Genomic DNA, 24213 nt, shown 5'->3' on the forward strand with positions numbered 1-24213 from the left:
TGTTTTTTATGAGAGACAAACAGAAAAAGGATTAAGAAAGTATAAATTCAGGAGGTGTATTTTAGTGTTACAGAAATTTCAGAATGGATATGAAAAGAAAAACGGAAAGCAGCGCAGCGGGCTTCCAATGAGGCTGGCAGTGCTGATGATCGCTGCAGCGGCCCTTACCGCATGCTCTTCCAGGGAAAAGGCGGAAGAATCAGAACCAGCCAGGGCAGCGGCAGAAAGTACCCAAAAGGCAGGGAATGGAGAGGCACTTGTAATTCCTGTAAAGGATATTTCAAGTACGGCACAATTTTATTCAGTTGATGTAGACGGCACCCAGATGGAGGTCGTTGCAGTCAAGGCTCCGGATGGAACCATCCGGACAGCATTTAACACCTGCCAGGTATGCTATGATTCAGGAAGAGGATACTATAAGCAGGAAGGAGATGTTCTTGTGTGCCAGAACTGCAGGAACCGTTTTCCTATGGACCGGGTAGAAGTGGAGGCAGGCGGATGCAATCCCTGGCCTATTTTTGACAAGGAAAAGACCGTGACAGACGAGTCCATCACGATCTCTTATGATTTCCTTAAGGAATCCAAGGAGATATTTGCCAACTGGAAAGCTTCTTATTAATTAAATATCTTTTGTAGGGAATTTCATGGAGCAGCTTACAGTAAGGCCATTCTGCCTTAAGTAATCTGCTCCCCAATCATACATGGTCTCCAGAATGGGACGGATACTGTTTCCCAGATCTGAAAGTGCATACTCCACCTTTGGCGGCACTACCGGATATACGGTACGGATGATCAGCTGATCTTCCTCCAGTTCCCGAAGCTGCTGGGTGAGCATTTTTGGTGTTGCCTGGGGGATGAGCTTGCGAAGCTCTCCAAACCGAAGGGTATTGTTAATTAAGTGCCATAAGATGAGGGCTTTGTATTTCCCTCCGATCATATCCAATGTGGCATCTACCGGGCAATGATAAGTTGTGCAGCCATTTTTCATTTAAGGTCTCCTCCCTTAGTATCGTTTTGGGTACTATAACACAAAAAAGTGCATACTTGCAAATTTCACAATTAGTGCCATAATAATAACATGAGTGCTCGAAAAATACAAGATAACAGGATAGCATATTTTTGGAGGCCATGGAAAAATTAGTATTACAGTGATCTTTGCCAATGCCGGAGGGGACGCCTGAAGGAAGAGGCAGTAAATAAATAGTGAGGTGAATAAGAATGGAAAGTCAGATTTTAAATATAAGAGGAATGACCTGTGCAGCCTGTGCGCAGAGAATTGAAAAAACAGTGCGGAAGCTTTCCGGTATCAGCCAGGCTAATGTAAATCTGGCCAGTGAAAAGCTTTTTGTAGAATATGACAGCAGTGCTCTTGAGCTTTCCGCTATTAAGGCAGCAGTATCTAAAATCGGATATGAGGTGGTGGAAAAATCCGACGATGCCAAAGTGACCATACCCATCGGCGGAATGACCTGCGCGGCCTGTGCCAAGCGTATAGAAAAAGTCGTTGGGAAGCTGGATGGCGTGGTAAGCACAGCGGTGAATTTTGCAACGGAAAAAGCTACAGTTACCTATGATCCCCAGAAGATCAGAATGTCAGCCATAAAGGCAGCCATTGAAAAGGCAGGCTATAAGGCCCTGGAAGTGAACAAGGCAGATTCAGCGGATGAGGACAGAGCCCGCAAGCAGCGGGAGATCAAGACCCTTTGGGCGAAGTTCATCGTGTCTGCGGTGTTCTCTGTTCCCCTTCTCTACATTGCCATGGCGCCCATGATCAATATCATACAGCTGCCCTTCCCGGCAGGGATCGCCCCCATGGAGTACCCCCTGACCTATGCTCTGGTGGAACTTCTTCTGGTGGCTCCGGTCATAGGTGTTGGCTATAAATTCTATACCATTGGTTTTAAAGCCCTGTTTCAGAGAAGTCCAAACATGGATTCCCTGATTGCCATAGGAACTACCGCTGCTGTTCTTTACAGCATCTACAACACGTTCCAGATTGCAGAAGGACATTTTATGGCAGTGGATTCCCTGTATTTTGAATCGGCGGGAGTCATTATCACCCTTATCCTGCTGGGAAAATCTCTGGAAGCTGTTTCAAAGGGCAGAACCAGTGAAGCCATCAAAAAGCTGATGGGCCTTGCGCCCAAGACAGCCATCATTCTTGAAGACGGTGTGGAAAAGGAAATTCCTATTGACGAAGTGGAAATCGGTGATATGATTTTAGTAAAGCCCGGCGAAAAGATTCCTGTAGACGGGACTGTGTTAGGCGGCCACACTGCCATTGATGAATCCATGCTGACCGGTGAAAGCATGCCGGTGGATAAAAAAGAAGGGGATCAGGTCTATGCTGCTTCCTTAAATACAACGGGAACCATCCGTTTCAGAGCGGAAAAGATCGGCAGCGATACTGCCCTGGCTCAGATTATCAAGCTGGTGGAGGACGCCCAGGGTTCAAAGGCGCCTATAGCCCAGATGGCTGACATTGTTTCCGGATACTTTGTTCCGGTCGTTTGTGTGATCGCCCTGCTTTCCGGTATTGCCTGGTATATCGGCACCTCCGGAGACTTAAAGTTTGCCCTTACCATATTCATTTCAGTTCTTGTTATCGCCTGCCCCTGTGCTTTAGGTCTTGCAACACCTACTGCCATTATGGTGGGAACCGGAAAGGGTGCGGAAAACGGTATTTTAATCAAGGGCGGAGAAGCTCTTGAGACAGCCCATAAGATCAGCACCATTGTATTTGATAAAACAGGTACCATTACCGAAGGGAAACCAACGGTGACCGATGTTCTGACCATAGAAGGGCTTACCAAAGAGCTGCTGCTGCAGCTTACGGCTTCTGCGGAAAAAGGCTCTGAGCACCCTCTGGGTCAGGCAATTGTCCACGGTGCGGAAGATGCCGGACTTACCTTATTGGCAGCAGAGCATTTTGAGTCCTTAACCGGACGGGGGATAGAAGCGAAGATAGGCGGAGAAGATATCCTTGCCGGAAACCGGAAGCTTATGGTTGAACGCAGCATTTCCTTAACAGGAATGGAGGAAGCATCGGACCGGCTGGCCGGAGAAGGAAAAACTCCTATGTATGTGGCCATTAACGGCAAGCTGGCGGGTATTGTAGCCGTTGCGGACGTTGTAAAGGAATCCAGCAGGGCGGCTATTGAACAGCTCCATAAGATGGGCATAGAAGTAGCCATGATTACCGGAGACAATAAGAGAACTGCAGAGGCTATTGCAAAACAGGTAGGAATCGACCGGGTTCTGTCTGAGGTGCTTCCTCAGGATAAATCCGATGAGGTCAGGAAGCTCCAGGCCGAAGGCCGCAAGGTAGCCATGGTTGGTGACGGGATCAATGATGCTCCGGCTCTTGCCCAGGCTGATATCGGTATTGCAATCGGTTCCGGTACGGACGTAGCCATGGAATCCGCTGATATTGTTCTCATGCGTTCTGATTTAATGGATGTGCCAACGGCAATCAACTTAAGTAAGCAGACCATCCGAAACATCAAGCAAAACCTTTTCTGGGCCTTTGGTTATAATGTGATCGGAATCCCCATCGCTGCAGGGCTTTTGCATCTGCTCTTTAACGGGCCGCTTCTTAACCCGATTTTTGCGGCAGCAGCCATGAGTTTAAGCTCAGTTTCCGTGCTGACCAATGCATTGCGGCTGAAACGATTTAAACCAACCACAGGAATGAGGTGAACCGGGTATGAATAGAAATGGAAAATTAATTGCAGCAGTGGGAGCGACCGTAGTATTGGTGGGAGCAATCGTTATAGCGGTTGTACGGACAGCTGGAGGAAATCTGGATGTAGTCGGAAAACAATCCATTACATCTTTTGAAGCAGTTTTAAATACGATCCCTGACAATGTGAAAGCGGATGAAATCAATGGAGGCTGGTCCTTAAATGCCCCTGATAACAGTATACGATTTATCTGGAGCGAAGATTACAGCCAGAGCCCTTTGCATGACGCCATGCTGGAGCTTGATGCGGCCCCGTTTGTGAGCGCAGGACTTGATGTTAATAAGCTGCCGGATAACTACGCGGCCTATGACGGAATGCTGATGGTAGGAACCAAGCTGGGAACGGAAAAGCCGGTTTATAAGGGAGATGTAACGCCTCTTGCAGCCTATGAGCAGATCGTAAATAAGCACCGCAGCTTTATCAACTACCACATGGACCTTGACCACTACGGGGTAAAGCTGGGAGACGGCAACATGTTTGAATGGGCAAAAGATATGGAAACAAATACAATTAACCACCAAAATCAGGATAAGGACATTGTCTTTGTATTGAATCCCGAACCTCTCATTGCAGCCGGTGTTGATCCGGAGAAAGCGGAAGGCTGGGTATATGCGCCGGTTACTGTAATGGAAGGCGGAAAGACTTTAGAGGTCTATAAATTTTTAAAGCCCTTTAATTTAAAATAATCAATCATAACGGAGGTAACTCAAATGGCAAAATCAGTAATAAAGGTAGATGGTATGGCATGTGAACACTGTGTAAAGGCGATTACAAATGCGGTAGGAGCTTTAGCCGGTGTATCCGGTGTATCCGTGGATCTGGCGGCAAATACCGTAACCGTGGATCATGATCAGGATCAGGCATCCCTCCAGACAATCAAATCTGAGATTGAAGACCAGGGATATGATATCATGGAATAACAAATAGAGAGGACGGGAACCGCACAATGGACGGTTCCCGCCTTTCGCGTTTTAATTTATAATGGCGTTAGGGAGCGAAGATGAATTTGCTCATCGGCGCGAAGGCTGAATGTGTATCATGAACCGCAGGTTCATGATACAACGGATTGAGGTGCTAAAATGCTTAAAAGCAGCAAAAATGTACTGGTCGTGGATGATGAACCTAAAATAGTGGAGGTTGTCTGCCTGCTTTTGGAAAGCAAGGGATTTTGCACATTCCCTGCCGAAAACGGAAGGAAGGCCCTGGAGATATTTGATTCGGAAAATATTTCTCTTGTCATTCTGGATCTTATGATGCCGGATATTTCAGGAGAAGAGGTGTGCATTGCCATCCGAAAGAAATCCCGGGTTCCCATCATCATGCTGACTGCCAAGGTGGATGAAAGCGATGTGGTGGAAGGGCTGGGTCTTGGGGCAGATGATTACGTTGTAAAGCCCTTTGGTTTAAAAGAACTGTATGCCAGGGTTGAGGCTGTTCTCCGCAGGGCAGAAAGGGACTTGGTACCTCTTGTTAAGAGGAATTCCTGGAGAAACGGGGATCTGGTGATTGACTTTGAGAAGAATGAAGTTCGAAAAAAGGGAAACAGCCTGGCCCTGACGCCCAGCGAATTAAAAATCCTGTCGGTGCTCATCAAATACCCTGGAAAAGTCTTTACCCGGGAGGAGCTTATTGAGGCAGCTCTGGACAAGGGCTTTGCCGGATATGACAGGGCAATAGACAGCCACATTAAAAATATCAGGAAAAAGGTTGAGGATGATCCAAAAAAACCGGTGTATGTGCGGACCATACCGGGACTGGGATATAAATTCGGAGGGGATGGAGAGTGAAGAGCTTAAGAAAACAGCTTTCTCTTTCAATTTTACTGACGCTTCTGATTACCATTGGGCTTATTGGCCTTCTTTCCAACTGGTTTATAAACCGGGAGTTTGAGAAGTATATCACCGAACTTGGACGGGAGCGCAGGGAAAATATCGTAGATGATTTAAGCAGGCAGTACGATGGGTTCAAACGGAACTGGAAGCTTGACTATGTTCATGCCATCGGCATGAATTCTCTGTATGACGGATATATTTTGAAGCTGTATGACGCAGGGGGAAATATGGTATGGGATGCGGAAAACCATGACATGAGCCTTTGCGGACAGATTATGGATGAAATTTCAGCGCGAATGGAAGAGAGGGGCGCTGAGGGCGGCTTTGTGGACAACACCTATGAGATTGATCAGAATGGGAAAAAGGCAGGAACTGTTTCCATTAAGTATTACGGCCCGTTTTTTATGAACGAAGCTGATTTTAACTTCATCAATGTCATGAATACAGTACTTCTGGTCATCGGAATCTTATCCAGCGCCTGTTCGGTGGCAGTAGGCTGTCTCCTTGCCCGCAGGATATCCCGTCCTGTCACAAAAACGGCCTATATCGCCAAACAGATATCAAAGGGCAATTATAACATCCGGTTCGAGCCTGGAACAAGGATACGGGAGCTTGATGATCTTGCTGATGCAATCAATCATCTTTCTGATGCACTTAATTGTCAGGAAAAGCTGCGAAAACAGATGACTGCAGATGTGGCTCACGAGCTGCGGACGCCTCTGACTGCTCTTGGTTCCCATTTGGAAGCCATGATAGAAGGTTTGTGGGAGGCAACTCCTGAACGGCTGAAAAGCTGCCATGATGAGGTAAAGCGCCTTGGAACCCTGGTTGAGGATTTGGGGCAGCTGGCAAAGATTGAAGGTGAAAACCTGGTTTTAAATAAATCCCGGATCGATTTGCTGGAAATTGTGGGCACGGTGTCAGATACGATGAAGGGAGAAATCCGCAAGAAGAATTTATCCCTTTCCATAGAGGGCAGTCCGGTTTTTGCTAAGGCGGATAAAAACAGATTCAGTCAGGTTATCGCCAATCTGCTTTCCAATGCCGTCAAATACACGCCAGAGGGCGGAGCCATAGGGATTTTAGTATATGAAACGGAACGGTGGGGGATTGTTAAGGTAAAGGATACTGGGATCGGGATTCCTGAAAATGAGCTGCCCTTGATCTTTGAACGGTTTTACAGGACCGACAAATCCAGGAACCGGAAATCAGGAGGCGCCGGAATCGGACTTGCCATTGTCAGATCCATTGTTACCGCCCATAACGGAACTGTAACAGCGGAAAGTGTAAAGGAGCAGGGAAGCTGCTTTACGGTAAGCATTCCAAAGGAAGGCTAAATGTGTGGCTTCCTCTTTTTAAATGTTTTTTTATGCAGTCCTTCTTTTGCATAGAAATTCGTGGCATGAGGGATTATATTGATAAGTTTTGGGATATAAGGGAAACTTTATTGATTTATTCATATCATTGGGTTTATACTTTATTATATATGTATTATTTAACCAGAGGAGGAAATGAATATGTTCGAAAATATGGTTGACGCATTGAAAGCACAAAAAAGAAAGATCGTATTTACCGAAGGCACTGATCCGAGAATTCTGGAAGCAGCCAGCCGCCTTTACAAAGAAGGTGTTCTTACGCCGATCCTTCTTGGCAATCCTGGTGAAATAGAAGCAGCTGCAAGAGAATACGGCTGGCCCGTAGACGGCATTGAAAAAATTGATCCCCTTAACTATGAGGAATCCGAAGAAATGACAGCCAAAATGTTAGAATTGAGAAAGGGCAAAATGGATGAAGCAGCCTGCCGGGCAGCCCTTGAAAAATCCAATTATTTCGGTACCATGCTGGTTAAAATGGGAAAAGCAGACTGCCTGTTAGGCGGAGCCACCTATTCCACTGCTGATACGGTAAGACCGGCTTTGCAGCTGATTAAAGCCAGACCTGGCAGCAAAATTGTTTCCAGCTGTTTTATTCTATACCGGCAGACGGAAAGCGGCAATGAAATGTATGCAATGTCTGATTGTGCCATTAATGTTAATCCTGACGAAAACGAACTGGTGGAAATTGCATTAGAGACAGCCAGAACAACTAGAACATTTTCCATGGATCCCATTGTTGCACTGCTTTCTTACAGCACCCTGGGTTCCGGTAAAGGCGAATCCGTTGATAAAGTGCACAATGCGGCTGAAAAACTGAAAGCCATGGATTTAGACTTCCCTGTAGAAGGAGAACTGCAGTTTGATGCCGCTTTTTCCCCAACAGTGGCTAAAGTAAAGGCGCCGGACTCCCAGGTCGCCGGGCATGCAAACACATTTATTTTCCCGAATATTGATGCCGGAAATATCGGCTATAAAATAGCACAGCGCTTAGGAGGCTTTGAAGCTTTCGGGCCTATTCTGCAGGGACTAAATGCTCCGATCAATGATCTTTCAAGAGGGTGTAATGCAGATGAGGTTTATAAAATGTCGATTATTACAGCGGCTCTGATATAAGCCTGCTTTAGAATTTTGAAAATATTATGAAGAACGAAAAGCATCAGAATGGAATATTTTGATGCTTTTGTTATTTATAATCGGAAAAACTGTTTTACATATCCACGATTAAGTAAAACATAAAAGACTGTGTTTTTATTGAAATCGAATAATCATACCATAGTCCCAATACTATTATATAAATAATGATAAATACAGCCGGACTACGGTAAGCATTAACGGGGAATGAACAGGGAGGCTTATATAATTGAAGAAAGTCATGTATATTTGTATTGGAATTGCGGCCATGGTCCTGGGAGCCGTGGGAACGGTGGTGCCGGGCCTGCCTACCACGCCGTTCTTACTGCTGGCTTTACTCTGTTTTACAAAAGGCTCGGAAAAACTTAATTGTTGGTTTAAAGGCACAGCCCTGTATGCAAAATACGTAAAAGATTATGAATACGACCGGTCGCTGACAAGAAAGCAGAAGCTTACCATTCAGGCTTCTGCAGGACTGATGATGTTTATTGCCTTTCTATTGACCGGAAATCTGGTTATACGTCTGCTTCTTATAGGAGCGTTCATTTTGCATAATTATGTTTTTATTTTTGTTATTAAAACGCGTCAGGCCGGCAGGCCGGAAACAACTATAAATGGATTGGGCGGTGACAAATATGAATTATGATGGAATTTTTATCGGTGTTGGAACGTTCCTTATCATCGGATTATTACATCCAGTTGTTATTAAAGCAGAATATTACTTTGGCGGGAAAATCTGGCCGGTTTTTCTGATTGCGGGAGCACTGTGCATCGGCTTTTCCCTTGCCTGCCCTGGAGGAATTCTGTCCGCACTTTTGGCAGTACTTGGCTTCTCACTTTTATGGAGTATAAAGGAGATTGCAGAACAAAAGAAAAGAGTAGAAAAGGGCTGGTTCCCTAAAAATCCCAAGAGAAAATAACTATGATATATAAAAACGATCCCATAAGGATCGCTTTTTGAGCTGAGAGGAAACGGCAGCTTACAACAGCGCTGAAAGAGAAGAATCCCGCTGCCGGGATTCTTTTTTTCTCCTTAATTATCAGACGCAGGTAAACATATCGATCCTGTTCAGTGAAATTCCGGTATATGACCAGCCAAATCTACGATCCCAACGGAACCCTGCAACGGTATTTGCCCAGATCTGGACAGGAAAAAACCAAAACTCCTGTCCATTGCTTAACCAGACATAAGTAAATCGTCCGATGCAGTTTCTCATGGATCCAGGACTGACCATTTTGGTTCCGGCGCGTGCTTGAGCAGGCTTTTGAGGAGCACTGGACGGCGGAGGCCCCATAGGTACCGGACCACCTCCACTTGGGGGCCTGTTATCAGGAGGTGATGGAGGCCTGTTATTAGGAGGCGATGGGGGCCGATTATTAGGAGGTGACGGAGGTCTGTCATTAGGTGGGAATGGGGGCATAATTTTACTTCCTTTCCGAATGTTGATAGTAATATTATATGAGATATAGGAAAAGGAATTGACATGAACCGGAAGTAAAATCAGGATTGCACTAAATCGGATATAGTTATAGGCTGTTCTCATCTTAAAACATTATTCGGTATTTGTGAGGGCAGTTATACCGACAGGCTGCAGATATAGGCATGATGCTCATTATCTTACTTAATGATTCCCCCATGGAAATAGCACTCATAAACCTGTAAATCTTTATAGTATATTTCTTCGTATCCCTGATACCATTTGAAGTCTCCACATACCTTGCAGTTATAAAAGTAATCATTTTCCTGATAAAAAGCAGGACCGCGGAAGGGTTTATCCTGAGGGACGGCCAATAAAGCTGCTTTTAAAAAATCACCGCTAAAATGACTGTTTGTTACCCGCCCGGAGTAATTCATTGCATAGATCGGAATGCTGTTTTTCCACACAGCCTCTTCTCCGGAAAAACACTCGCCGCCGATATACGTGTCTAAATATAAGAAAACGCCTTCTTCATATCGTAAATCATGGGAATTTGGCCTTGAAGAAGCGCATTCCGCGCCTTTTGCAGCATAAGTTCTGCATTTTGCCTTAATTAGAAAATCAATTATTTCTTTGCTGTTGCAGGAATCCTGAGTTACGATTGAAGTAATGCAGGAATCATTGTCTTTTACCAGATGGTCAATGGTAGTTTTAAAAAATTCTGAAATACTGATGAGATTGGAAATATCAGGATATGCCTGGCCGGATTCCCATTTTGCTATGGCTTGACGGGATACGGATATTTTTTCGGCTAATTCTTCCTGTGTTAAGCCTTTGCTTTTTCTTAGAAGCAACAATTTTTCTGGAAAAATCATGGAAATTCACCTCCGTGTTTTTTACTATCTTACCACATTTATATAGTTGTTTTGTATCCCCTTTTGGTTGCTTTTTTGCTACTTTTATTTGCTTAAACCTCATGGAACTATTTTTGAAGATGATATGGACGAATTAGAGGAGGCGCTAAGAGAAATTATTATCAATCAACGGCAAAATAAGCTGGCAATTGAAATGAGCAAAAGGCTGAGTAATGCTTTATTATTCAATTTTGAGTCTTTAGGGATTATACCTATTCCTGTTATGACATAATTAGTAAGAATAAATAAGTTAAGAGTTAACGTACATTGAAAAGCTATATTGATAGTTCGTGTGTTAGGTGCTAGTATATTTATGAGAACTATTTATTTTTGATCAAGCAAAGGGGGCTATAATGAAACTCGAAAAAATGGGAGATTTTTTTGATCGTCGTTTAGATGGATATGAGGACCACCAACTTAATTGTATTGATTCAGCAAAGATATTTTATCCCTATACAGCATCGCAGCTGCCTATGACTAAAGGCTGCAAAGTGCTTGATTTGGGCTGTGGAACGGGTCTGGAATTGAATGAATATTTCAAGGTTAATCCACATGCAGTAATAACAGGGATTGATTTGGCAAGTGGCATGTTAAAGGCTCTGAAGGCTAAATTTCCGGACAAACAGCTTATTCTTATCAATGGCTCATATTTTGAGGTTCCGTTTGGAGAAAATGTATATGACGCTGCTGTTTCTGTGGAATCTTTGCATCATTTCACTTTGGAGCAGAAAATTCTGCTCTATAAAAAGCTGCATGGTTCTTTAAAAGAGGGCGGCTATTTCATTTTAACGGACTACATGGCGGAAAATGATGAGGAAGAAGAGAAGAGCTTTTTGGAACTTTCCCGGCTGAAAAAAGAATTAGGAATAAGTGACGATGAATTCTATCACTATGATACGCCGTTTACAAGGGAGCATGAAACAGAAGCTTTGCTCTCCGGAGGATTTTCAAAAGTCGAATTTCTGAATAATTGGCATAGTACGAATATTCTGAAAGCATATAAATGAGTTTTCCTTTGGATTAGGATTATGGCATAATGGAAGCCGATAAATAGAACATGCAAGAAGAGAATTACGGGCTTAAGATATGTAAAAGCTTATAAGAAAGATGCAGATTTGTTAATAAATTTTTATAATACCCTTTCCATGCAGACTATGTAAAGTATGGAGAGTGTCCTGCAACGGACTCGCTGAATGGAGCTATAAATTTTCATAAAACTCATGAAACATGACATGCTGTTGTCATGTTACCTATGGTACAATGAAAATATAGCGGACAATAGCCGCCAATATCGAAAGGAGCAAAGGCAATGGAAGAAAGATACTGCCAGAGCTGTGCCATGCCCATGGGCACGACTGACGAGATGTACGGAACCAACTCAGACAGGAGCAAGAGCGGGGATTACTGCAAGTATTGTTTTGAAAATGGAGCGTTTACGGCGAACTGCACTATGGATGAAATGATAGAGTTTTGCGTTCCTCACATGGCTGCCGCCGATTCGGGAATGAGCGCGGACGAAGCGAGGAAAATGATGCGCGGGTTTTTCCCCAGGCTCAAGCGTTGGAAACTAAACTAACGGCGGCGTGTATAGAATGGTTTACTATGCACGCAAGCCATTTTCAAGGAGGATTAAACCGTGTCCAGACCCACAACAAAGCCTGACCTTATGGCAGCGGCGAACACGCAATTCGAAAAACTGTGGCAAATGATAGGCTCCATGACGAAAGAAGAACAGAACGCGGCGTTCAATTTCGGAGAGGATTTTCTGCAAAAGCAAAAAGAGACGCATTGGAGGCGCGATAAAAATTTACGCGACGTGCTAATCCACTTGTACGAGTGGCACCAGTTATTGCTGAATTGGATAAAAGCCAACAAACTAGGAGAGCCTAAGCCGTTTTTGCCGGAGCCGTACAACTGGAAAACCTACCCGCAGATGAATGTTGGTTTTTGGGAGAAGCACCAAACCACTGCCTACTCGCAATCACTGGAAATGCTGAAAAAAAGCCATGCCGAAGTAATGGCTCTGATTGAAACATTCTCCAATGATGAATTATTTTCAAAAAGGTATTTTTCCTGGACAGGAACGAGTACGCTGGGCAGCTATTGCGTTTCAGCGACTTCGAGCCATTACGACTGGGCAATGAAGAAAATGAAACAGCACATCAGATCCCAAAGAAATTCAAAGTCCTAAGGATCAGACGGCCGCCAACCTCCGCAAAGCTCAAAAATTGGGCTCTGTGGAGGTTTTTAATTTTCGCACACGGAAATACCAGGCAAGCCTTTGATTGCATATAAAACCATCTTGCTTATTAATTTGACTATTTTTTTCTGTATTGTTATAATATGATCGATTATAATTTTAGCTATGATCAAAAGCAGGTTTTCCCGATCCGGACATAATATGTTTGGTATTGAGCAGAAGGCCCCATTTTTGCCATTTGAACTAAAAAGATGAAAGAGGATTGCAATGCAAACTAAGACTGTTGTAGTAAATAATCATTCTAATACGAGAAAATTTCTTGAATTCGTTGAGATACGTACCAAGATCACAAGTCTGTTTCCGTTTCTCATGTCCCTGGCTTACTTATTTTACCGCAGACAGCCGGTGAATACGGAGTGTACGCTTTTGTTTTTTAGCTCCATGTTTTTGTTCGATTTAACGACAACTGCGATCAATAATTATATTGATACCAAAACGAACGGTCAGAAGCTGTCTTTTTCACGAGGCACGGCAAAGCTTATTATTTATCTGTTGTTCGGTGTGAGCACTGCTTTGGGACTTACTTTGGCGTACCGCACAGATCTGGTGGTGCTGCTGTTAGGCGGGCTGTGTTTTCTCTGCGGAGTGTTCTATACCTGGGGACCGGTTCCGATTTCCCGTTTACCCTTGGGAGAGATTTTTTCAGGTCTGTTTTATGGCCTGTTTATCCCTTTTCTGATGCTTTATATGAACCTGCCGTCAGGAACGTTTCTGACATTGATGGTGGATTGGCATACGATCCGGTTCGACCTAAATATTGCGCCTGCGTTATCCCTGCTTTTGCTTTCGGCCGGTCCGATCTGTGCGACTGCCAATATTATGCTGGCTAATAATATCTGCGATCTGGAAAAGGATATTACGGTAGGGCGATATACGCTGCCTTACTTTTTTGGTAAAAATGCGCTGAATGTTTTTGCCGGGTTGTATTATGTTACTTATTTGACATGGGCAACGGCTATTGCGCTTGGGATTCTGTCCCCTGTGTGTCTGCCGGCACTGATTACCATAATTCCTGTGCATAAGAACATCTGCCGCTTCAGAGCGGAACATATCAAAGAAAAGACCTTTGTTCTTTCGGTCCAGAATTATATCATTATTGTGGGAGCGCAAACGATAATGATCTTTTTAAGTGGTCTATTTATTTGACGGGAACTGCACTCGTAATCTTTTCTTCTTATTTAAATTTCTGATTTCCTGACCGGAGCTGCGGCTCCGGTCAATTGTTTTTTTGCCAGAATAATTGTAAGAAAAAACTACCAGGTCAATACTGGCAGTTAGAAGCCTTTTTCATAATTACTAACTTAAAATTAAAGGTGTGCTGCAAAATTGCAGGTTATTTTATTGCATCTATGATGATAGATACCATTCCGAGTTTACCATTATAATTTCTTGTATCAAATCGCAATGACCTTCCTATCATTCCTTGTTCGGGATTCCAATAGTTAAAATGAAATCTTCCATTTTCATCACAGTATTCCAACAAATCAACTTCAAATCCTGCTTTTTTAAATACAGTTGTTAATGTCTTATAATCATAAAATACTTTATGCGTATATGCCGGATGTTCTATTGGCCCAGGACCACCTGGTTTGCACATATCATGATACCATTGATTTTTAAAATACACATCGGGAACTGCTATTCTTGCATATCCTCCTTTCTTTAAAAATGCATACAGGTTTTCTGCCGCTTTAATGCCCTCATCAATTGTTAAATGCTCAAATACATGCTCTGCAAGAAATGTATCCACACTTTCTTCAGATTGAAACCATTTATCGAAATCTCTTTTATTTAATAAATTTAAATCTTTTTCTTGCGTTGGAAGCCAGCCATGATAATGTGTATTACCTGCTCCAAGTATTATCTTTTTCATAAACGTTCCCCTTCTTTAAATGTATTTCATAATAGCAGACCTTGGCCATATATAAATTATTTTCAAATATCTATCCAATAATGAACAGCCAGACAAATTCATTTTCCATCATATTACAGGAAAATCCCCTAACTATCAATATTAATCTTTCAATTGCATAAGCCGAATACTAATTCATATAATAGGCAGAATCCGGACATATGCTGTTTCATTTCCCATTGCTGATACCAACCGCCATGTACCTATCCATTCAAAATAAGTGAAGCAAATTGGATTTGTCTGCGGATTCATTGGAATGCTATACTTATCACATAAAGGAGGAAACCATGGATAACCGACTTTTAGAAATATTTCGTCTTGTCTGCCAAAGTAACCGTGAGTTTACCGTACGGGAGCTGGCACAGCAGTTTTCTGTAAGCAGCAGGACTATTTACAGCGATATAAAAAAATTAAATGAATTACTGGAGGCTTCCGGATATCCTGAAATCAATGCGGATAAGGGGAAGATGTTTTATAGATCACCGCTGATGATCGAATTTAAAAGCCTGATCCACTCAACCCCGGCCTTTGTTCTATCAAATCCCAGAATACGGCGGCTGCGGATCACCACGTCCATCCTTTTGTCCGGCGATCAGTTTACGGTGGATGACCTTTTGAAGGAGCTTGATATTTCAAGAAATACTCTCATCGGTGATTTAAAGGAAGTAAGGGAAATGCTCAGCTTTCATTCCATCGCAGTTGAGGCCGCACCTTTTAAAGGGTACCGGGTATCCGGAAAGGAACAAAACATCAGAAATCTTCTGATTATTTCAATCAGTGAAGATCCGCTGTTTTTTGAGGACAGGACAGGAAAAGAAGATATGCAGATACTGTATTCCTGTGAAGCCTTTCTCGATGATGCAGCCAGACGGCTTAATGTAGAATTAAGCGATGTATCATTTAACCGTATGCTGATTGCCTTTTATGTCACTTATGCAAGGATCTCTATTGGAAAAGCGTTTACCGGGGGACCTAAGGATATTTTAACGAGAGAAGAAAAGGCTTTTGTAGAACGGCATAAGGAAATCGAGGCAATATTCGGAAGGGAAGTATCCCTGGATGACTGCTTTTATCTGGCAAATAAACTGGCAGAAGCATCTGTAGTCAAATCCGAGGAGCTGCTGTCTGAAAAATGGCTGCCTTTTAATCTGGTAACGAATCAGTTTATCGACGCCGTGGCACAGGAATACTCCTTTGAAGCTTTTCGCAGCGATTCCAAGCTTTATGAGGGACTGCTTAATCATCTGCGTCCTGCCTATAAGAGGGCTTTGGCTGGGGAATGGGCGGAAAATCCATTATTGAGCTATGTTCTTGAAAATTTCTTCCAGCTTAACAAGGCGGTGGAAAAGGGGGTAAAAGTGCTTGAAGAAAAGCTTAAAGTGCATTTTAACGAGCATGAAATATCTTACTTCACATTGTTTTTTGCTTCGGTGATAGAAAGAAATGAAAAACAGATCCGCAGGACGCCCAATGTCATCATTGTCTGCAATGCAGGAATCAGCACTTCTGAGATATTAAAAAGCAGGCTGCAGGCCATTTTCCATGTGAATATATTGGGAACATTCAGCGTGAGAAATGCGTCACTGTGGTTAAAGGAGCGCACTCCGGACCTGATCATATCAACGGTGCCTTTTAAATGGAAGGACACAAAGGTGCTGAAGGTAAGCCCTTATTTATCGGATTATGACATAAAGGAAATACAGAGCCAATTATCGTTTCTCACCGCCCGGATCCATATGTCTGATGTAATGAACATTATCGGCAAATATGCGGAGATTGAGGATCAAAAGCTGGCACCTTTAAAAAATGAATTGAGTATATATTTGGGAATTACAGAAAATTCGGAACCAAAGAAAGGAATTTATCAACCGATGTTAAAAGAAATTTTGACCACAGATTTAATTAAAGCAAAATTTGAGGCAGCCAGCCGGGATGAAGCCGTTAAGGAAAGCGGCAGGCTCCTTGTGGACAAGGGGCTGGCAGATGAGTCCTACATCCAGGCAATGCTTAAAAATGTTGAGGTGAACGGAACCTATATCGTAATCTCACCAGGAATCGCCATGCCCCACGCCAGACCTGAGGAAGGTGCCCTGGATATCGGCCTTAGCATTGTAACATTAAAGGAACCCGTTGTATTCGGACATCCGAAAAACGACCCGGTTAAAATCGTGGTGGGCCTTTGCGCCATTGACCATCAGTCCCATTTAAAAGCGCTTACCGAGCTTGCGGACATTTTAATGGACGAAAAAAAGGTAAAGGAAATAACAAGTGCAGATTCCGCAGAGGAAATATTACAGATCATAAAGGGGGATTCATTATGTTAAAAATTGTTACCGTATGTGGTGCAGGAGTAGGAAGTTCCATGATGCTTCGCCTGTTTACCCAGCAGATTCTTGAGGCTGAAAAGATTGAAGCAACCGTGGATGCTTCCGATATTGGTTCCGTCAGCCCGGATTTTTATGATATTTTAATCACAACTTCTGACTTTGCAGATGTTCTAAGAGATTCTAAGGCGTACATTATCCGCATCGACAACATGATGGATAAGCAGTATTTAAAAGAACAGCTTCTTGAAGCAATAAACAAGAGATAATGGGAAGGCTGATGGGGGCCTTGGAAGGGAGAGAAAAATGGGAGTAGTAATGTATTTGATTAATAATGTTTTCAGCCAGGCTGTTTTCATTATAGGTATTGTTGTGATCGCCGGTATGGCTGCCCAGAAGAAAACCTGGGACCAGATCCTTCCCAGCGTGATCAAGACCATGATCGGTTTTACCATGATCAATGTAGGAGGACAGACCCTTGGTATGTCTCTGCTGCCTTTGCAGGGAATGATCTCAAAGATATTCCACATGCCGTCTGTGTCAGTGGACATCGGTGCGGCCCAAAGCGAAAGCCTTTCCGGGATCGGTACGGAAATGGCATTGATCTTTGCACTTGGTTTTGTTGTGAACCTTTTGCTGGCAAGATTTACACGCTTTAAATATGTGCATTTGTCAGCTCATGTATCCTTCTTTTATGCCGGGTTGATTGCGGCGCTGTTAAAGTTCGGAACAAATCTGTCTTTTGTACCTCTGGTAATGACCGGTTCTGTTTTATTAGGTCTTTATATGACCTTTTCCTGTGCCTATGTGGCGGTATTTATGAAGGAAGTAAAGGGAGGAGAGGGCTTTACCCTTGCTCATTCCAGTTCCATCGGTATCCTGATTTCTTCCCTGCTGGCTAAAACCTTTGGGAACAAGGAAAATGACCTTGAAAACTTAAATGTACCGAAAAGGCTTAACTTCTTAAGGGAGATGACCATTTCCCTGACCATTGTTATGACGATTCTCTTTTTGGTCATAAGCCTGATTTCCGGCCCGGCCTGGGTGCGTGAAACTATTACAGGCGGACAGGATATTGTTGTATTCAGCTTTTTACGGGGCTTATCCTTCGGTATGTGGATCACAGTTATTATAACAGGTGTAAGAATGATGCTTTCTGAGATCATTTCCGCATTCCATGGTATTGCCAATAAGATCATACCAAATTCTGTACCCGGACTTGATATCCCTCTGCTTTTCCCCAATTATCCCAACTCCGTGATATTGGGCTTCCTGACCAGCTTAATTGCAGGTCTGATGGGTATGATGATCCTTGGATTTATCAATTATCCGGTTGTGGTATTCCCGGCTCTGATCCCCACCTTTTTCACCGGTGCGGTAACAGCCATCTTCGGCAATGCCCATGGCGGACGCAGGGGTGCGATCATAGGCTCCTTTGTAAATGGTCTGATCCTTATTTTCGGACAGGCCCTGCTTCTTCCCATGATCGGGACTTATGCGCCGATCATGCGTATTTTAAGCGAGACAGATTATTCCTTCTATGGTCCGATCTTAGGCTGGGTGCTTAAGCTGTTTGGAGGCATATAATGAAAAATCTTGTGTTTTATCTTACTTTGCATTATCCGGACAGGGAAACCTTTTTTCAGATCCTGGAATTATTGGATAAGGAAAAGGCGGGGTATGTTGAAATCGGCATACCGGTTTCCAATCCTTATATAGACGGTGCCGTAATCGGGCAGACCCATAAGGACGTTCTGGAGCAGGAAATAAGGTCAGGTGATGTGATAAACACCCTGGAAGAAATCCGCAGGCGTTTTACTTTTAAAGTTGTGTTAATGACTTATAAGGAAGGGGTAGAGCATTTTCACCTTTCTGATGTGCCAAAAGATTTATATGACGGTTTTCTCTGTGTGGATGGAGAATATCCAGCCGGTTCTTTTCCGAACCAGATTGCTGTGCTGGGACAGTCTCTTGATGAAGAAGGCCTGGCAAAGGCTCTTGAACATAATGAGCTGTTTGCCTATGTGGTTTCCGGGGAAGGGAAAACAGGCTCTTTTGATCAGCTTCCCAGGTCGTACATTGAAGTTGTAAAAAAGGTAAAATCTGTTTCAAAGATACCGGCCTACGTAGGCTTTGGGATAAAATCCGCTGAGGACGTGAAGGAAGTCATGAAAAATGGTGCTGACGGCGCCATCATAGGTACTGAGTTCATAAAGCGTTACCAGGCTGGAGGCATGGAAGCTTTAAATGCCTATCTGGAACAGCTGAAAAAGGCAGACGCATAAGCTGGCTACAATCTGCTTAAAATGACAAGGGGAGTGTTCTGATATAGCAGAGAAGAGGGCAGGCATGATTTAATATCTGGCTTTGCCTGCATAATAATGATACACAAAAAGACAGAGGGCTGTAACATGGCCCGGTTAAAAGCAATAAACGAAAAATAAGTCTTGATTGGCCTAAAAAGTCATTTTCAAGGCTTATTTTTTATATCATCCATTATTGGGTATCCATCACAATTACTTTAAATATCCAATGATGGAAAGTATCCACTCTAATAGGATTAAAATCCTGTACTTTTGTGGATTTTTATAAGGCTTATCATTTGCATTTATATAAAGTTACTATAAAAATAAAAATATATACGAAAAAAAATATAAAAATATCCAATGAGTGATTGCCAAATAACAAAATATATGTTAAGTTAATAGTATAAAATGTAAGCTAACAAATGACTTGTAAAAGGAGGCAGCTGTGGCAGGTAAAAAAACGGTATCCATGCAGAATATCGCGGATGAGCTGGGAATCAGCAAGGTGACAGTTTCCAAGGCTTTGAATGGAAAAGATGGTGTAAGTGAGGAATTGAAGGAGAAAATCTACCAGGCGGCGCAGCAGAAGGGTTATATTTTGCCCAGCTACGGGCAGAGAAAAACAAGAAAAGCAGGCATTATTATGAGCAGCCGGTTTTCCACTCTGTCGGACAGCGGGAAATTTTACATGGGAATGTATGAAAAGATTATCAATGAGCTTAGAAAAATCTCCTGTTCCGGTGTTATGATTACTCCTGATAAAGAGAGCATTGCAGAGGATTTGGAAACCATTGAAAAAAAGGGGATGTTTGATGGGTTGATTCTTTTGGGAATTTTGGATAAGGAAGTCAGGGACAGGGTGGCTGACGTTTCTTTGCCTAAGGTATACGTGGATGTGTATGATGAAACCCATAAGTCCGATTCCGTAGTGACAGAAAATATTTACAGCACTTATGAAATGACTCAATACCTGGTGCAAATGGGGCACAGAGAAATCGGATTCGTAGGTACGGTGGGAGCAACCACCAGCATTACGGACCGTTATTTGGGATATAAGCGGGCTTTGATTGAACAAAAGCTTCCTTATGTTGTGGAATGGGAGATACCGGACCGGACCATGAAAGGGGAGGCGGTGGAGATAAAGCTCCCTTCCGCCATACCGGGAGCTTTTATCTGCAACTGTGATGAAACAGCTTTCCGTCTTGTCCGAGCCTTAAAAGAAAGAGGGCTTATGGTTCCGGATGATGTTTCCGTTGTGGGTTTTGATAACGATATTTATGCCGAGCTTTGTGAACCCAGGCTGACGACGGTTGCGGTGAACATGGAAGAAATAGGCAAAATGGTAGCAAAAAGGTTTGCAATAAATATGGAACACCCATTCAAGAAAGAAGGGGAGATTTACAGGGTGGAAGGGAAGAGTGTTTTCAGGGATTCCGTAAGGAATCAAAAGGGGAAATGATAAAGTAAAATCTAATTGCAGTAAAAGGAGGGGAACAAGTGAAAAAAAAGACGATTCTGAAAAAAAGAGAGGGACGGCGGTGGAGCAGAAACGATACGGAACTTTCCTTGCTGGCGCTGCCTACGGTGGCATGGTATTTGCTTTTTAGCTTTCTGCCCATGTTCGGACTTGTGATTGCGTTTAAAAATTACAAGGTTACGGGGGGAAAGAGCTTTCTTTATAATGTAGTTCACAGTGAGTGGGCGGGATTTAAGAATTTTGAATTCTTAATAAAATCCAATGATCTTTTTGTCATACTGCGTAATACCATTTGCTATAACCTGGTATTTATTGTGCTGGGAATGACGATTTCCGTCAGTCTGGCGATTATGATCAGTCTGCTTCACAGCAAAAGGAAATCCAAGGTTTACCAAACCCTGATGTTTTTTCCGTATTTTATGTCATGGGTAGTTGCTGCATATTTTCTGGACGCATTTTTAAACCAGGATAACGGGCTGATAAACGGAATGTTAAGGGATTTGGGCAGGGCGCCCGTCCAATGGTATATGAAGCCGGGAAAGTGGCCGTTTATTCTGGTTTTTATGTACTTATGGAAATCCTGCGGTTACAATATGGTAATTTACTTATCCGCCATTACCGGCATCGACACCACTCTATATGAGGCGGCTGTGGTGGATGGGGCAGGCAAGGGTCAGCAGGTGCGGTATATTACACTGCCTTGTTTGAAAAATGTGATTCTCATGATGTTCATATTAAACGTGGGGAAGATTTTTTATTCGGATTTTGGATTGTTTTACCAGCTTTCCCAGGGGGCAGGAGGTTCGATCTTCAATACCACGGCAACCATTGATACATACGTATTTAATGCCCTTCAATTCTCCACACCCATTGGGATGACGTCTGCTGCTACATTTTTTCAATCTGTGTCATGCTGTATTACAATTCTTGCGGCCAATGCTCTGATAAAAAGGATTGATTCCAGCAGTGCTATATTATGAAAACAAAAAGATGTTTTCATAATCGGATGGACGGCAGCAGAGAACGCTGCCTTTTATCAGAAGCTGCGTTGCATCTTCTGATAACCTATTATAGGAGGTAAAAACGATGGGAAAGAACAAAAGGGAAGAAGAGGAAGGATTCGGCTTGAACCGGATATCAGGAAAGGTAAACGCGCTTTTTCATGGGATTTTTATTTTGGTGACAAGTTTATGCATACTTCCCATGATATTTGTTTTTATGATTTCCATTTCTTCCGAACAGTCTATCAAGATGAACGGGTACCGCTTTTGGCCGGAAGTCTTTTCTCTGGAAGCCTATAGGTTTTTATTGCGGGAAGGGAAAATGATTTTGCACGCGTTAGGAGTTTCCTGCTTTGTTACGGTGGTGGGGACGGTAGTGGGGGTGCTGCTTACAACCTTGATGGGGTATGTGCTTTCACGAAGGGAATACAGGCTAAACGGGCTTTGCACCATGATTGTGTTTATTCCTATGATTTTTAATGGAGGAATGATTTCTTCTTATGTGGTGAATACTCAGTTTTTGCACTTGAAAAACTCCATATGGGCTTTGATTTTGCCTTTGTGTGTTTCCTCCTTTAACGTAGTCATTTGCAAGACATTTTTTAGGATCAATATTCCGGATTCTGTGATTGAATCGGCGCAAATGGACGGCGCGTCTCATTTTACCATCTTCGGAAGGATTGCGCTGCCTTTGTCAAAGCCTTTGATTGCCACTGTGGCTTTGTTTTTGACTTTTGGCTTTTGGAATGACTGGTTTCAGTCCTCTTTGTACATTACCAATACAAAACTGTTTTCCCTGCAGGCCCTTTTGGACCATGTGCAGAGAAACATTGCAATGATGGCAAATAATCCTTCTTTGGGAGTGAACTTAAAACAGTACATGAATACCATGCCCAAGGAAGGCGCAAGAATGGCAATGGCAATGATTATTATCGTGCCGATTGCCTGTACCTATCCGTTTTTCCAGAGATATTTTGTCACTGGGCTTACGGTGGGAGCAGTGAAGGGATAATGGAAACTATTATTAATATATAGATAAGGAGAACAGGTACTATGAAAAAGAAAACACTTATTGGAATGGCATGTGTAATGGGAATGGCCCTTTTGGCAGGTTGCCAAAGTGCCGGTACAAAAGGCGGGGCAGAAGAAGCCAAGGGGGTGGAAAAATCCGGAAAGGAAGATACGGTGACTTTAAAATGGATCCAGGTAGGGAACGGAATGCCTGACAATTACGATGCCTGGCTGGCACAAATCAACCCCTATCTGGAGGAAAAAATCGGCGTCAACCTGGATATGGAAGTAGTGCCCTGGGGTGATTGGGAAAACCGCCGCAGTGTAATCGTGAACTCGGGAGAATATTTTGACATTCTTTTTACAGATCAGACAAGGTACAATGCGGAAGCAGCTACAGGCGCTCTTTATGACATGACCGATCTTTTAAAAACCAAGGCCCCACAGTTGTATGACATGATTCCGGAGGACTACTGGCGGGCTGCTTCCATCGGAGGGAAAATATACGCAGTTCCTACATATAAGGATAGTTCTGTCACTGAGTATTTTATATGGGATAAAACAAAGGCGGATCAATACGGCATTGATATCCAGACGGTGAACAGCTTTGAGACGCTGCATGAAGCTCTTGAAAAAATGAAGGCCGGCGGGGAGAAGACACCTTATTTCATGTCCAAGTCAGGGGCGGACTTCCTTGTAAAGGATTATTATGACCAGTTAGGCTCCGGGCTTGCCGCTTTGGGAATCCGCTATGACGACAATACCAAAACAGTGGTAAATCCCATGGAGCAGGAAGATGTATTAAAACAGCTTGATATTGTTCATAAAATGTATCAGGAAGGGATCATTAACGGAGATGCGCCTACTGCAGACGATTCTAACAAATACAGAACCTTTTTCACCTGTCAGGGCTGGAGCGGAGCGGCAGCATCTACCTGGGGTCCCATCAATGGAATTGATAATTGTGTGGCAGTGCAGTACGGGAATACGGTAGTTTCCAATACTTCGGTGCGTGGCTCTTTAAATGCTGTTTACTCCGGTTGTAAAAATCCGGAAAAAGCCATTTTGTTTTTGCAGCTGGTGAATACAGATTCTAAGGTACGGGACCTTTTGTATTATGGGGTAGAAGGAGAGAATTTTGTATACACACAGGACGGAAAAGTAGACAAAAAGAATTCAGACTGGAGTCTGGCAGGCTATACCCAGGGTACCTTTTTCCAGGTTTCCCAGCTTGCTACCGATGAATTTAACCAATGGGATGAGGTAAGGGAATTAAATGCCAGCGCTTCCCCGTCTGTTATGTTAGGCTTTGACATGGATACCAGCAACGTGGAAACAGAGCTGGCCAGCTGCAGGGCGGTCTATGAGAAATACAGAGCAGAGTTTTTTACCGGCGCTAGAGACCCGCGGGAATTAATAGAAGTGATAAAAAAGGAGCTTTCTGCCGCAGGCTGGGAAAGAATCAGGGAGGAAGCCCAAAAACAGGTGGATGACTGGAAATAGGAGCG

General features: G+C 43.3%; 25 protein-coding genes. 22 read left to right on the forward strand and 3 right to left on the reverse strand.

Going from position 1 to position 24213, the window contains the following annotated elements; genetic code table 11:
* The first annotated feature begins 64 nt into the window (after nt 1-64).
* On the forward strand, nt 65-619 hold the full coding sequence (locus ABFV83_RS03830) for a DUF2318 domain-containing protein (RefSeq protein ID WP_349947618.1): 555 nt from the start codon (nt 65-67) through the stop codon (nt 617-619).
* Here ABFV83_RS03830 and ABFV83_RS03835 read toward each other — a convergent pair whose 3' ends face one another.
* Nucleotides 620-988, reverse strand: a complete 369-nt coding sequence (locus ABFV83_RS03835; protein ID WP_349947619.1) for a helix-turn-helix domain-containing protein — start codon at nt 986-988, stop codon at nt 620-622.
* A gap of 230 nt (nt 989-1218) precedes the next feature.
* Here ABFV83_RS03835 and ABFV83_RS03840 point away from each other — a divergent pair, with 230 nt between their 5' ends.
* The 8 genes from ABFV83_RS03840 (at nt 1219) to ABFV83_RS03875 (ending at nt 9002) form a co-directional block, all read left to right on the forward strand.
* Nucleotides 1219-3699: a heavy metal translocating P-type ATPase gene (locus tag ABFV83_RS03840; RefSeq protein WP_349947620.1), complete on the forward strand. Its 2481-nt coding sequence runs from the start codon at nt 1219-1221 to the stop codon at nt 3697-3699.
* Nucleotides 3700-3706: 7 nt separating this feature from the next.
* Nucleotides 3707-4429: a hypothetical protein gene (locus ABFV83_RS03845; protein WP_349947621.1), complete on the forward strand. Its 723-nt coding sequence runs from the start codon at nt 3707-3709 to the stop codon at nt 4427-4429.
* A 24-nt stretch (nt 4430-4453) separates the two neighbouring features.
* Nucleotides 4454-4663, forward strand: coding sequence for a copper chaperone CopZ (copZ, locus tag ABFV83_RS03850; protein ID WP_349947622.1), 210 nt, complete (start codon nt 4454-4456; stop codon nt 4661-4663).
* A gap of 159 nt (nt 4664-4822) precedes the next feature.
* A complete protein-coding gene (locus tag ABFV83_RS03855) occupies nt 4823-5530 on the forward strand; it encodes a response regulator transcription factor (protein ID WP_349947623.1) in 708 nt (235 codons plus the stop codon).
* Nucleotides 5527-6912 (forward strand): HAMP domain-containing sensor histidine kinase, encoded by a 1386-nt coding sequence (locus ABFV83_RS03860; protein WP_349947624.1) that lies wholly within the window; start codon nt 5527-5529, stop codon nt 6910-6912. The genes ABFV83_RS03855 and ABFV83_RS03860 overlap by 4 nt, the downstream gene beginning before the upstream one ends.
* A 174-nt stretch (nt 6913-7086) precedes the next feature.
* Nucleotides 7087-8064: a phosphate acetyltransferase gene (gene pta / locus ABFV83_RS03865; protein WP_349947625.1), complete on the forward strand. Its 978-nt coding sequence runs from the start codon at nt 7087-7089 to the stop codon at nt 8062-8064.
* A gap of 247 nt (nt 8065-8311) precedes the next feature.
* The gene (locus ABFV83_RS03870; RefSeq protein ID WP_349947626.1) at nt 8312-8728 is read left to right on the forward strand and encodes a YbaN family protein; all 417 of its coding nucleotides are present in this window, start codon (nt 8312-8314) and stop codon (nt 8726-8728) included.
* The gene (locus tag ABFV83_RS03875; protein ID WP_349947627.1) at nt 8718-9002 is read left to right on the forward strand and encodes a DUF4491 family protein; all 285 of its coding nucleotides are present in this window, start codon (nt 8718-8720) and stop codon (nt 9000-9002) included. Before ABFV83_RS03870 ends, ABFV83_RS03875 begins: the two co-directional genes overlap by 11 nt.
* 698 nt (nt 9003-9700) lie before the next feature.
* Here ABFV83_RS03875 and ABFV83_RS03880 read toward each other — a convergent pair.
* Nucleotides 9701-10375, reverse strand: coding sequence for a DUF5680 domain-containing protein (locus tag ABFV83_RS03880; RefSeq protein ID WP_349947628.1), 675 nt, complete (start codon nt 10373-10375; stop codon nt 9701-9703).
* A gap of 124 nt (nt 10376-10499) precedes the next feature.
* Between ABFV83_RS03880 and ABFV83_RS03885 the strand changes: the two genes are divergently transcribed.
* The 5 genes from ABFV83_RS03885 (at nt 10500) to ABFV83_RS03905 (ending at nt 13820) form a co-directional block, all read left to right on the forward strand.
* Complete coding sequence (locus ABFV83_RS03885) at nt 10500-10646, forward strand: hypothetical protein (RefSeq protein ID WP_349947629.1); 147 nt, start codon at nt 10500-10502, stop codon at nt 10644-10646.
* 121 nt (nt 10647-10767) lie between these two features.
* Complete coding sequence (locus ABFV83_RS03890) at nt 10768-11421, forward strand: class I SAM-dependent methyltransferase (protein ID WP_349947630.1); 654 nt, start codon at nt 10768-10770, stop codon at nt 11419-11421.
* A 302-nt stretch (nt 11422-11723) separates the two neighbouring features.
* Nucleotides 11724-11990 carry a zinc ribbon domain-containing protein gene (locus ABFV83_RS03895; RefSeq protein ID WP_349947631.1) on the forward strand — a complete coding sequence of 89 codons (267 nt, stop codon included), beginning with the start codon at nt 11724-11726 and terminating at the stop codon, nt 11988-11990.
* A 60-nt stretch (nt 11991-12050) separates the two neighbouring features.
* A complete protein-coding gene (locus tag ABFV83_RS03900) occupies nt 12051-12605 on the forward strand; it encodes a ClbS/DfsB family four-helix bundle protein (RefSeq protein ID WP_349947632.1) in 555 nt (184 codons plus the stop codon).
* Nucleotides 12606-12881: 276 nt separating this feature from the next.
* Complete coding sequence (locus ABFV83_RS03905) at nt 12882-13820, forward strand: UbiA family prenyltransferase (protein ID WP_349947633.1); 939 nt, start codon at nt 12882-12884, stop codon at nt 13818-13820.
* 187 nt (nt 13821-14007) lie between these two features.
* On the opposite strand, the gene ABFV83_RS03910 is transcribed toward ABFV83_RS03905, so the two are convergent.
* Entirely contained in the window at nt 14008-14547 is a 540-nt protein-coding gene (locus ABFV83_RS03910) for a methyltransferase domain-containing protein (RefSeq protein WP_349947634.1), read from the reverse strand.
* 326 nt (nt 14548-14873) lie between these two features.
* Between ABFV83_RS03910 and ABFV83_RS03915 the strand changes: the two genes are divergently transcribed.
* The 8 genes from ABFV83_RS03915 (at nt 14874) to ABFV83_RS03950 (ending at nt 24208) form a co-directional block, all read left to right on the forward strand.
* Nucleotides 14874-16910, forward strand: a complete 2037-nt coding sequence (locus ABFV83_RS03915) for a PTS sugar transporter subunit IIA (protein WP_349947635.1) — start codon at nt 14874-14876, stop codon at nt 16908-16910.
* The gene (locus ABFV83_RS03920; RefSeq protein WP_349947636.1) at nt 16904-17179 is read left to right on the forward strand and encodes a PTS sugar transporter subunit IIB; all 276 of its coding nucleotides are present in this window, start codon (nt 16904-16906) and stop codon (nt 17177-17179) included. The genes ABFV83_RS03915 and ABFV83_RS03920 overlap by 7 nt, the downstream gene beginning before the upstream one ends.
* A gap of 37 nt (nt 17180-17216) precedes the next feature.
* Nucleotides 17217-18497 carry a PTS ascorbate transporter subunit IIC gene (locus ABFV83_RS03925; protein WP_349947637.1) on the forward strand — a complete coding sequence of 427 codons (1281 nt, stop codon included), beginning with the start codon at nt 17217-17219 and terminating at the stop codon, nt 18495-18497.
* The gene (locus tag ABFV83_RS03930) at nt 18497-19195 is read left to right on the forward strand and encodes a tryptophan synthase subunit alpha (RefSeq protein WP_349947638.1); all 699 of its coding nucleotides are present in this window, start codon (nt 18497-18499) and stop codon (nt 19193-19195) included. The genes ABFV83_RS03925 and ABFV83_RS03930 overlap by 1 nt, the downstream gene beginning before the upstream one ends.
* Nucleotides 19196-19661: 466 nt before the next feature.
* The gene (locus tag ABFV83_RS03935) at nt 19662-20675 is read left to right on the forward strand and encodes a LacI family DNA-binding transcriptional regulator (protein WP_349947639.1); all 1014 of its coding nucleotides are present in this window, start codon (nt 19662-19664) and stop codon (nt 20673-20675) included.
* Nucleotides 20676-20713: 38 nt separating this feature from the next.
* The gene (locus ABFV83_RS03940; protein ID WP_349947640.1) at nt 20714-21673 is read left to right on the forward strand and encodes an ABC transporter permease subunit; all 960 of its coding nucleotides are present in this window, start codon (nt 20714-20716) and stop codon (nt 21671-21673) included.
* 106 nt (nt 21674-21779) lie between these two features.
* The gene (locus ABFV83_RS03945; RefSeq protein WP_349947641.1) at nt 21780-22706 is read left to right on the forward strand and encodes a carbohydrate ABC transporter permease; all 927 of its coding nucleotides are present in this window, start codon (nt 21780-21782) and stop codon (nt 22704-22706) included.
* A gap of 41 nt (nt 22707-22747) precedes the next feature.
* Nucleotides 22748-24208: an ABC transporter substrate-binding protein gene (locus tag ABFV83_RS03950; protein WP_349947642.1), complete on the forward strand. Its 1461-nt coding sequence runs from the start codon at nt 22748-22750 to the stop codon at nt 24206-24208.
* The last annotated feature ends 5 nt before the right edge of the window (nt 24209-24213 follow it).

This window comes from Lacrimispora sp. BS-2 (genome assembly GCF_040207125.1).
Taxonomy (GTDB): domain Bacteria; phylum Bacillota; class Clostridia; order Lachnospirales; family Lachnospiraceae; genus Lacrimispora.

What these genes read in the sequence shown, in the direction of transcription:
- ABFV83_RS03890 (WP_349947630.1), top strand. Translation starts at nt 10,768, where the DNA reads ATGAAACTCGAAAAAATGGGAGATTTTTTTGATCGTCGTTTAGATGGA.
- ABFV83_RS03920 (WP_349947636.1), top strand. Translation starts at nt 16,904, where the DNA reads ATGTTAAAAATTGTTACCGTATGTGGTGCAGGAGTAGGAAGTTCCATG.
- ABFV83_RS03910 (WP_349947634.1), bottom strand. Translation starts at nt 14,547, where the DNA reads ATGAAAAAGATAATACTTGGAGCAGGTAATACACATTATCATGGCTGG.
- ABFV83_RS03915 (WP_349947635.1), top strand. Translation starts at nt 14,874, where the DNA reads ATGGATAACCGACTTTTAGAAATATTTCGTCTTGTCTGCCAAAGTAAC.
- pta (WP_349947625.1), top strand. Translation starts at nt 7,087, where the DNA reads ATGAATATGTTCGAAAATATGGTTGACGCATTGAAAGCACAAAAAAGA.
- copZ (WP_349947622.1), top strand. Translation starts at nt 4,454, where the DNA reads ATGGCAAAATCAGTAATAAAGGTAGATGGTATGGCATGTGAACACTGT.
- ABFV83_RS03845 (WP_349947621.1), top strand. Translation starts at nt 3,707, where the DNA reads ATGAATAGAAATGGAAAATTAATTGCAGCAGTGGGAGCGACCGTAGTA.
- ABFV83_RS03855 (WP_349947623.1), top strand. Translation starts at nt 4,823, where the DNA reads ATGCTTAAAAGCAGCAAAAATGTACTGGTCGTGGATGATGAACCTAAA.
- ABFV83_RS03880 (WP_349947628.1), bottom strand. Translation starts at nt 10,375, where the DNA reads ATGATTTTTCCAGAAAAATTGTTGCTTCTAAGAAAAAGCAAAGGCTTA.
- ABFV83_RS03950 (WP_349947642.1), top strand. Translation starts at nt 22,748, where the DNA reads ATGAAAAAGAAAACACTTATTGGAATGGCATGTGTAATGGGAATGGCC.
- ABFV83_RS03840 (WP_349947620.1), top strand. Translation starts at nt 1,219, where the DNA reads ATGGAAAGTCAGATTTTAAATATAAGAGGAATGACCTGTGCAGCCTGT.
- ABFV83_RS03885 (WP_349947629.1), top strand. Translation starts at nt 10,500, where the DNA reads ATGGACGAATTAGAGGAGGCGCTAAGAGAAATTATTATCAATCAACGG.
- ABFV83_RS03835 (WP_349947619.1), bottom strand. Translation starts at nt 988, where the DNA reads ATGAAAAATGGCTGCACAACTTATCATTGCCCGGTAGATGCCACATTG.
- ABFV83_RS03925 (WP_349947637.1), top strand. Translation starts at nt 17,217, where the DNA reads ATGGGAGTAGTAATGTATTTGATTAATAATGTTTTCAGCCAGGCTGTT.
- ABFV83_RS03945 (WP_349947641.1), top strand. Translation starts at nt 21,780, where the DNA reads ATGGGAAAGAACAAAAGGGAAGAAGAGGAAGGATTCGGCTTGAACCGG.
- ABFV83_RS03930 (WP_349947638.1), top strand. Translation starts at nt 18,497, where the DNA reads ATGAAAAATCTTGTGTTTTATCTTACTTTGCATTATCCGGACAGGGAA.
- ABFV83_RS03905 (WP_349947633.1), top strand. Translation starts at nt 12,882, where the DNA reads ATGCAAACTAAGACTGTTGTAGTAAATAATCATTCTAATACGAGAAAA.
- ABFV83_RS03875 (WP_349947627.1), top strand. Translation starts at nt 8,718, where the DNA reads ATGAATTATGATGGAATTTTTATCGGTGTTGGAACGTTCCTTATCATC.
- ABFV83_RS03895 (WP_349947631.1), top strand. Translation starts at nt 11,724, where the DNA reads ATGGAAGAAAGATACTGCCAGAGCTGTGCCATGCCCATGGGCACGACT.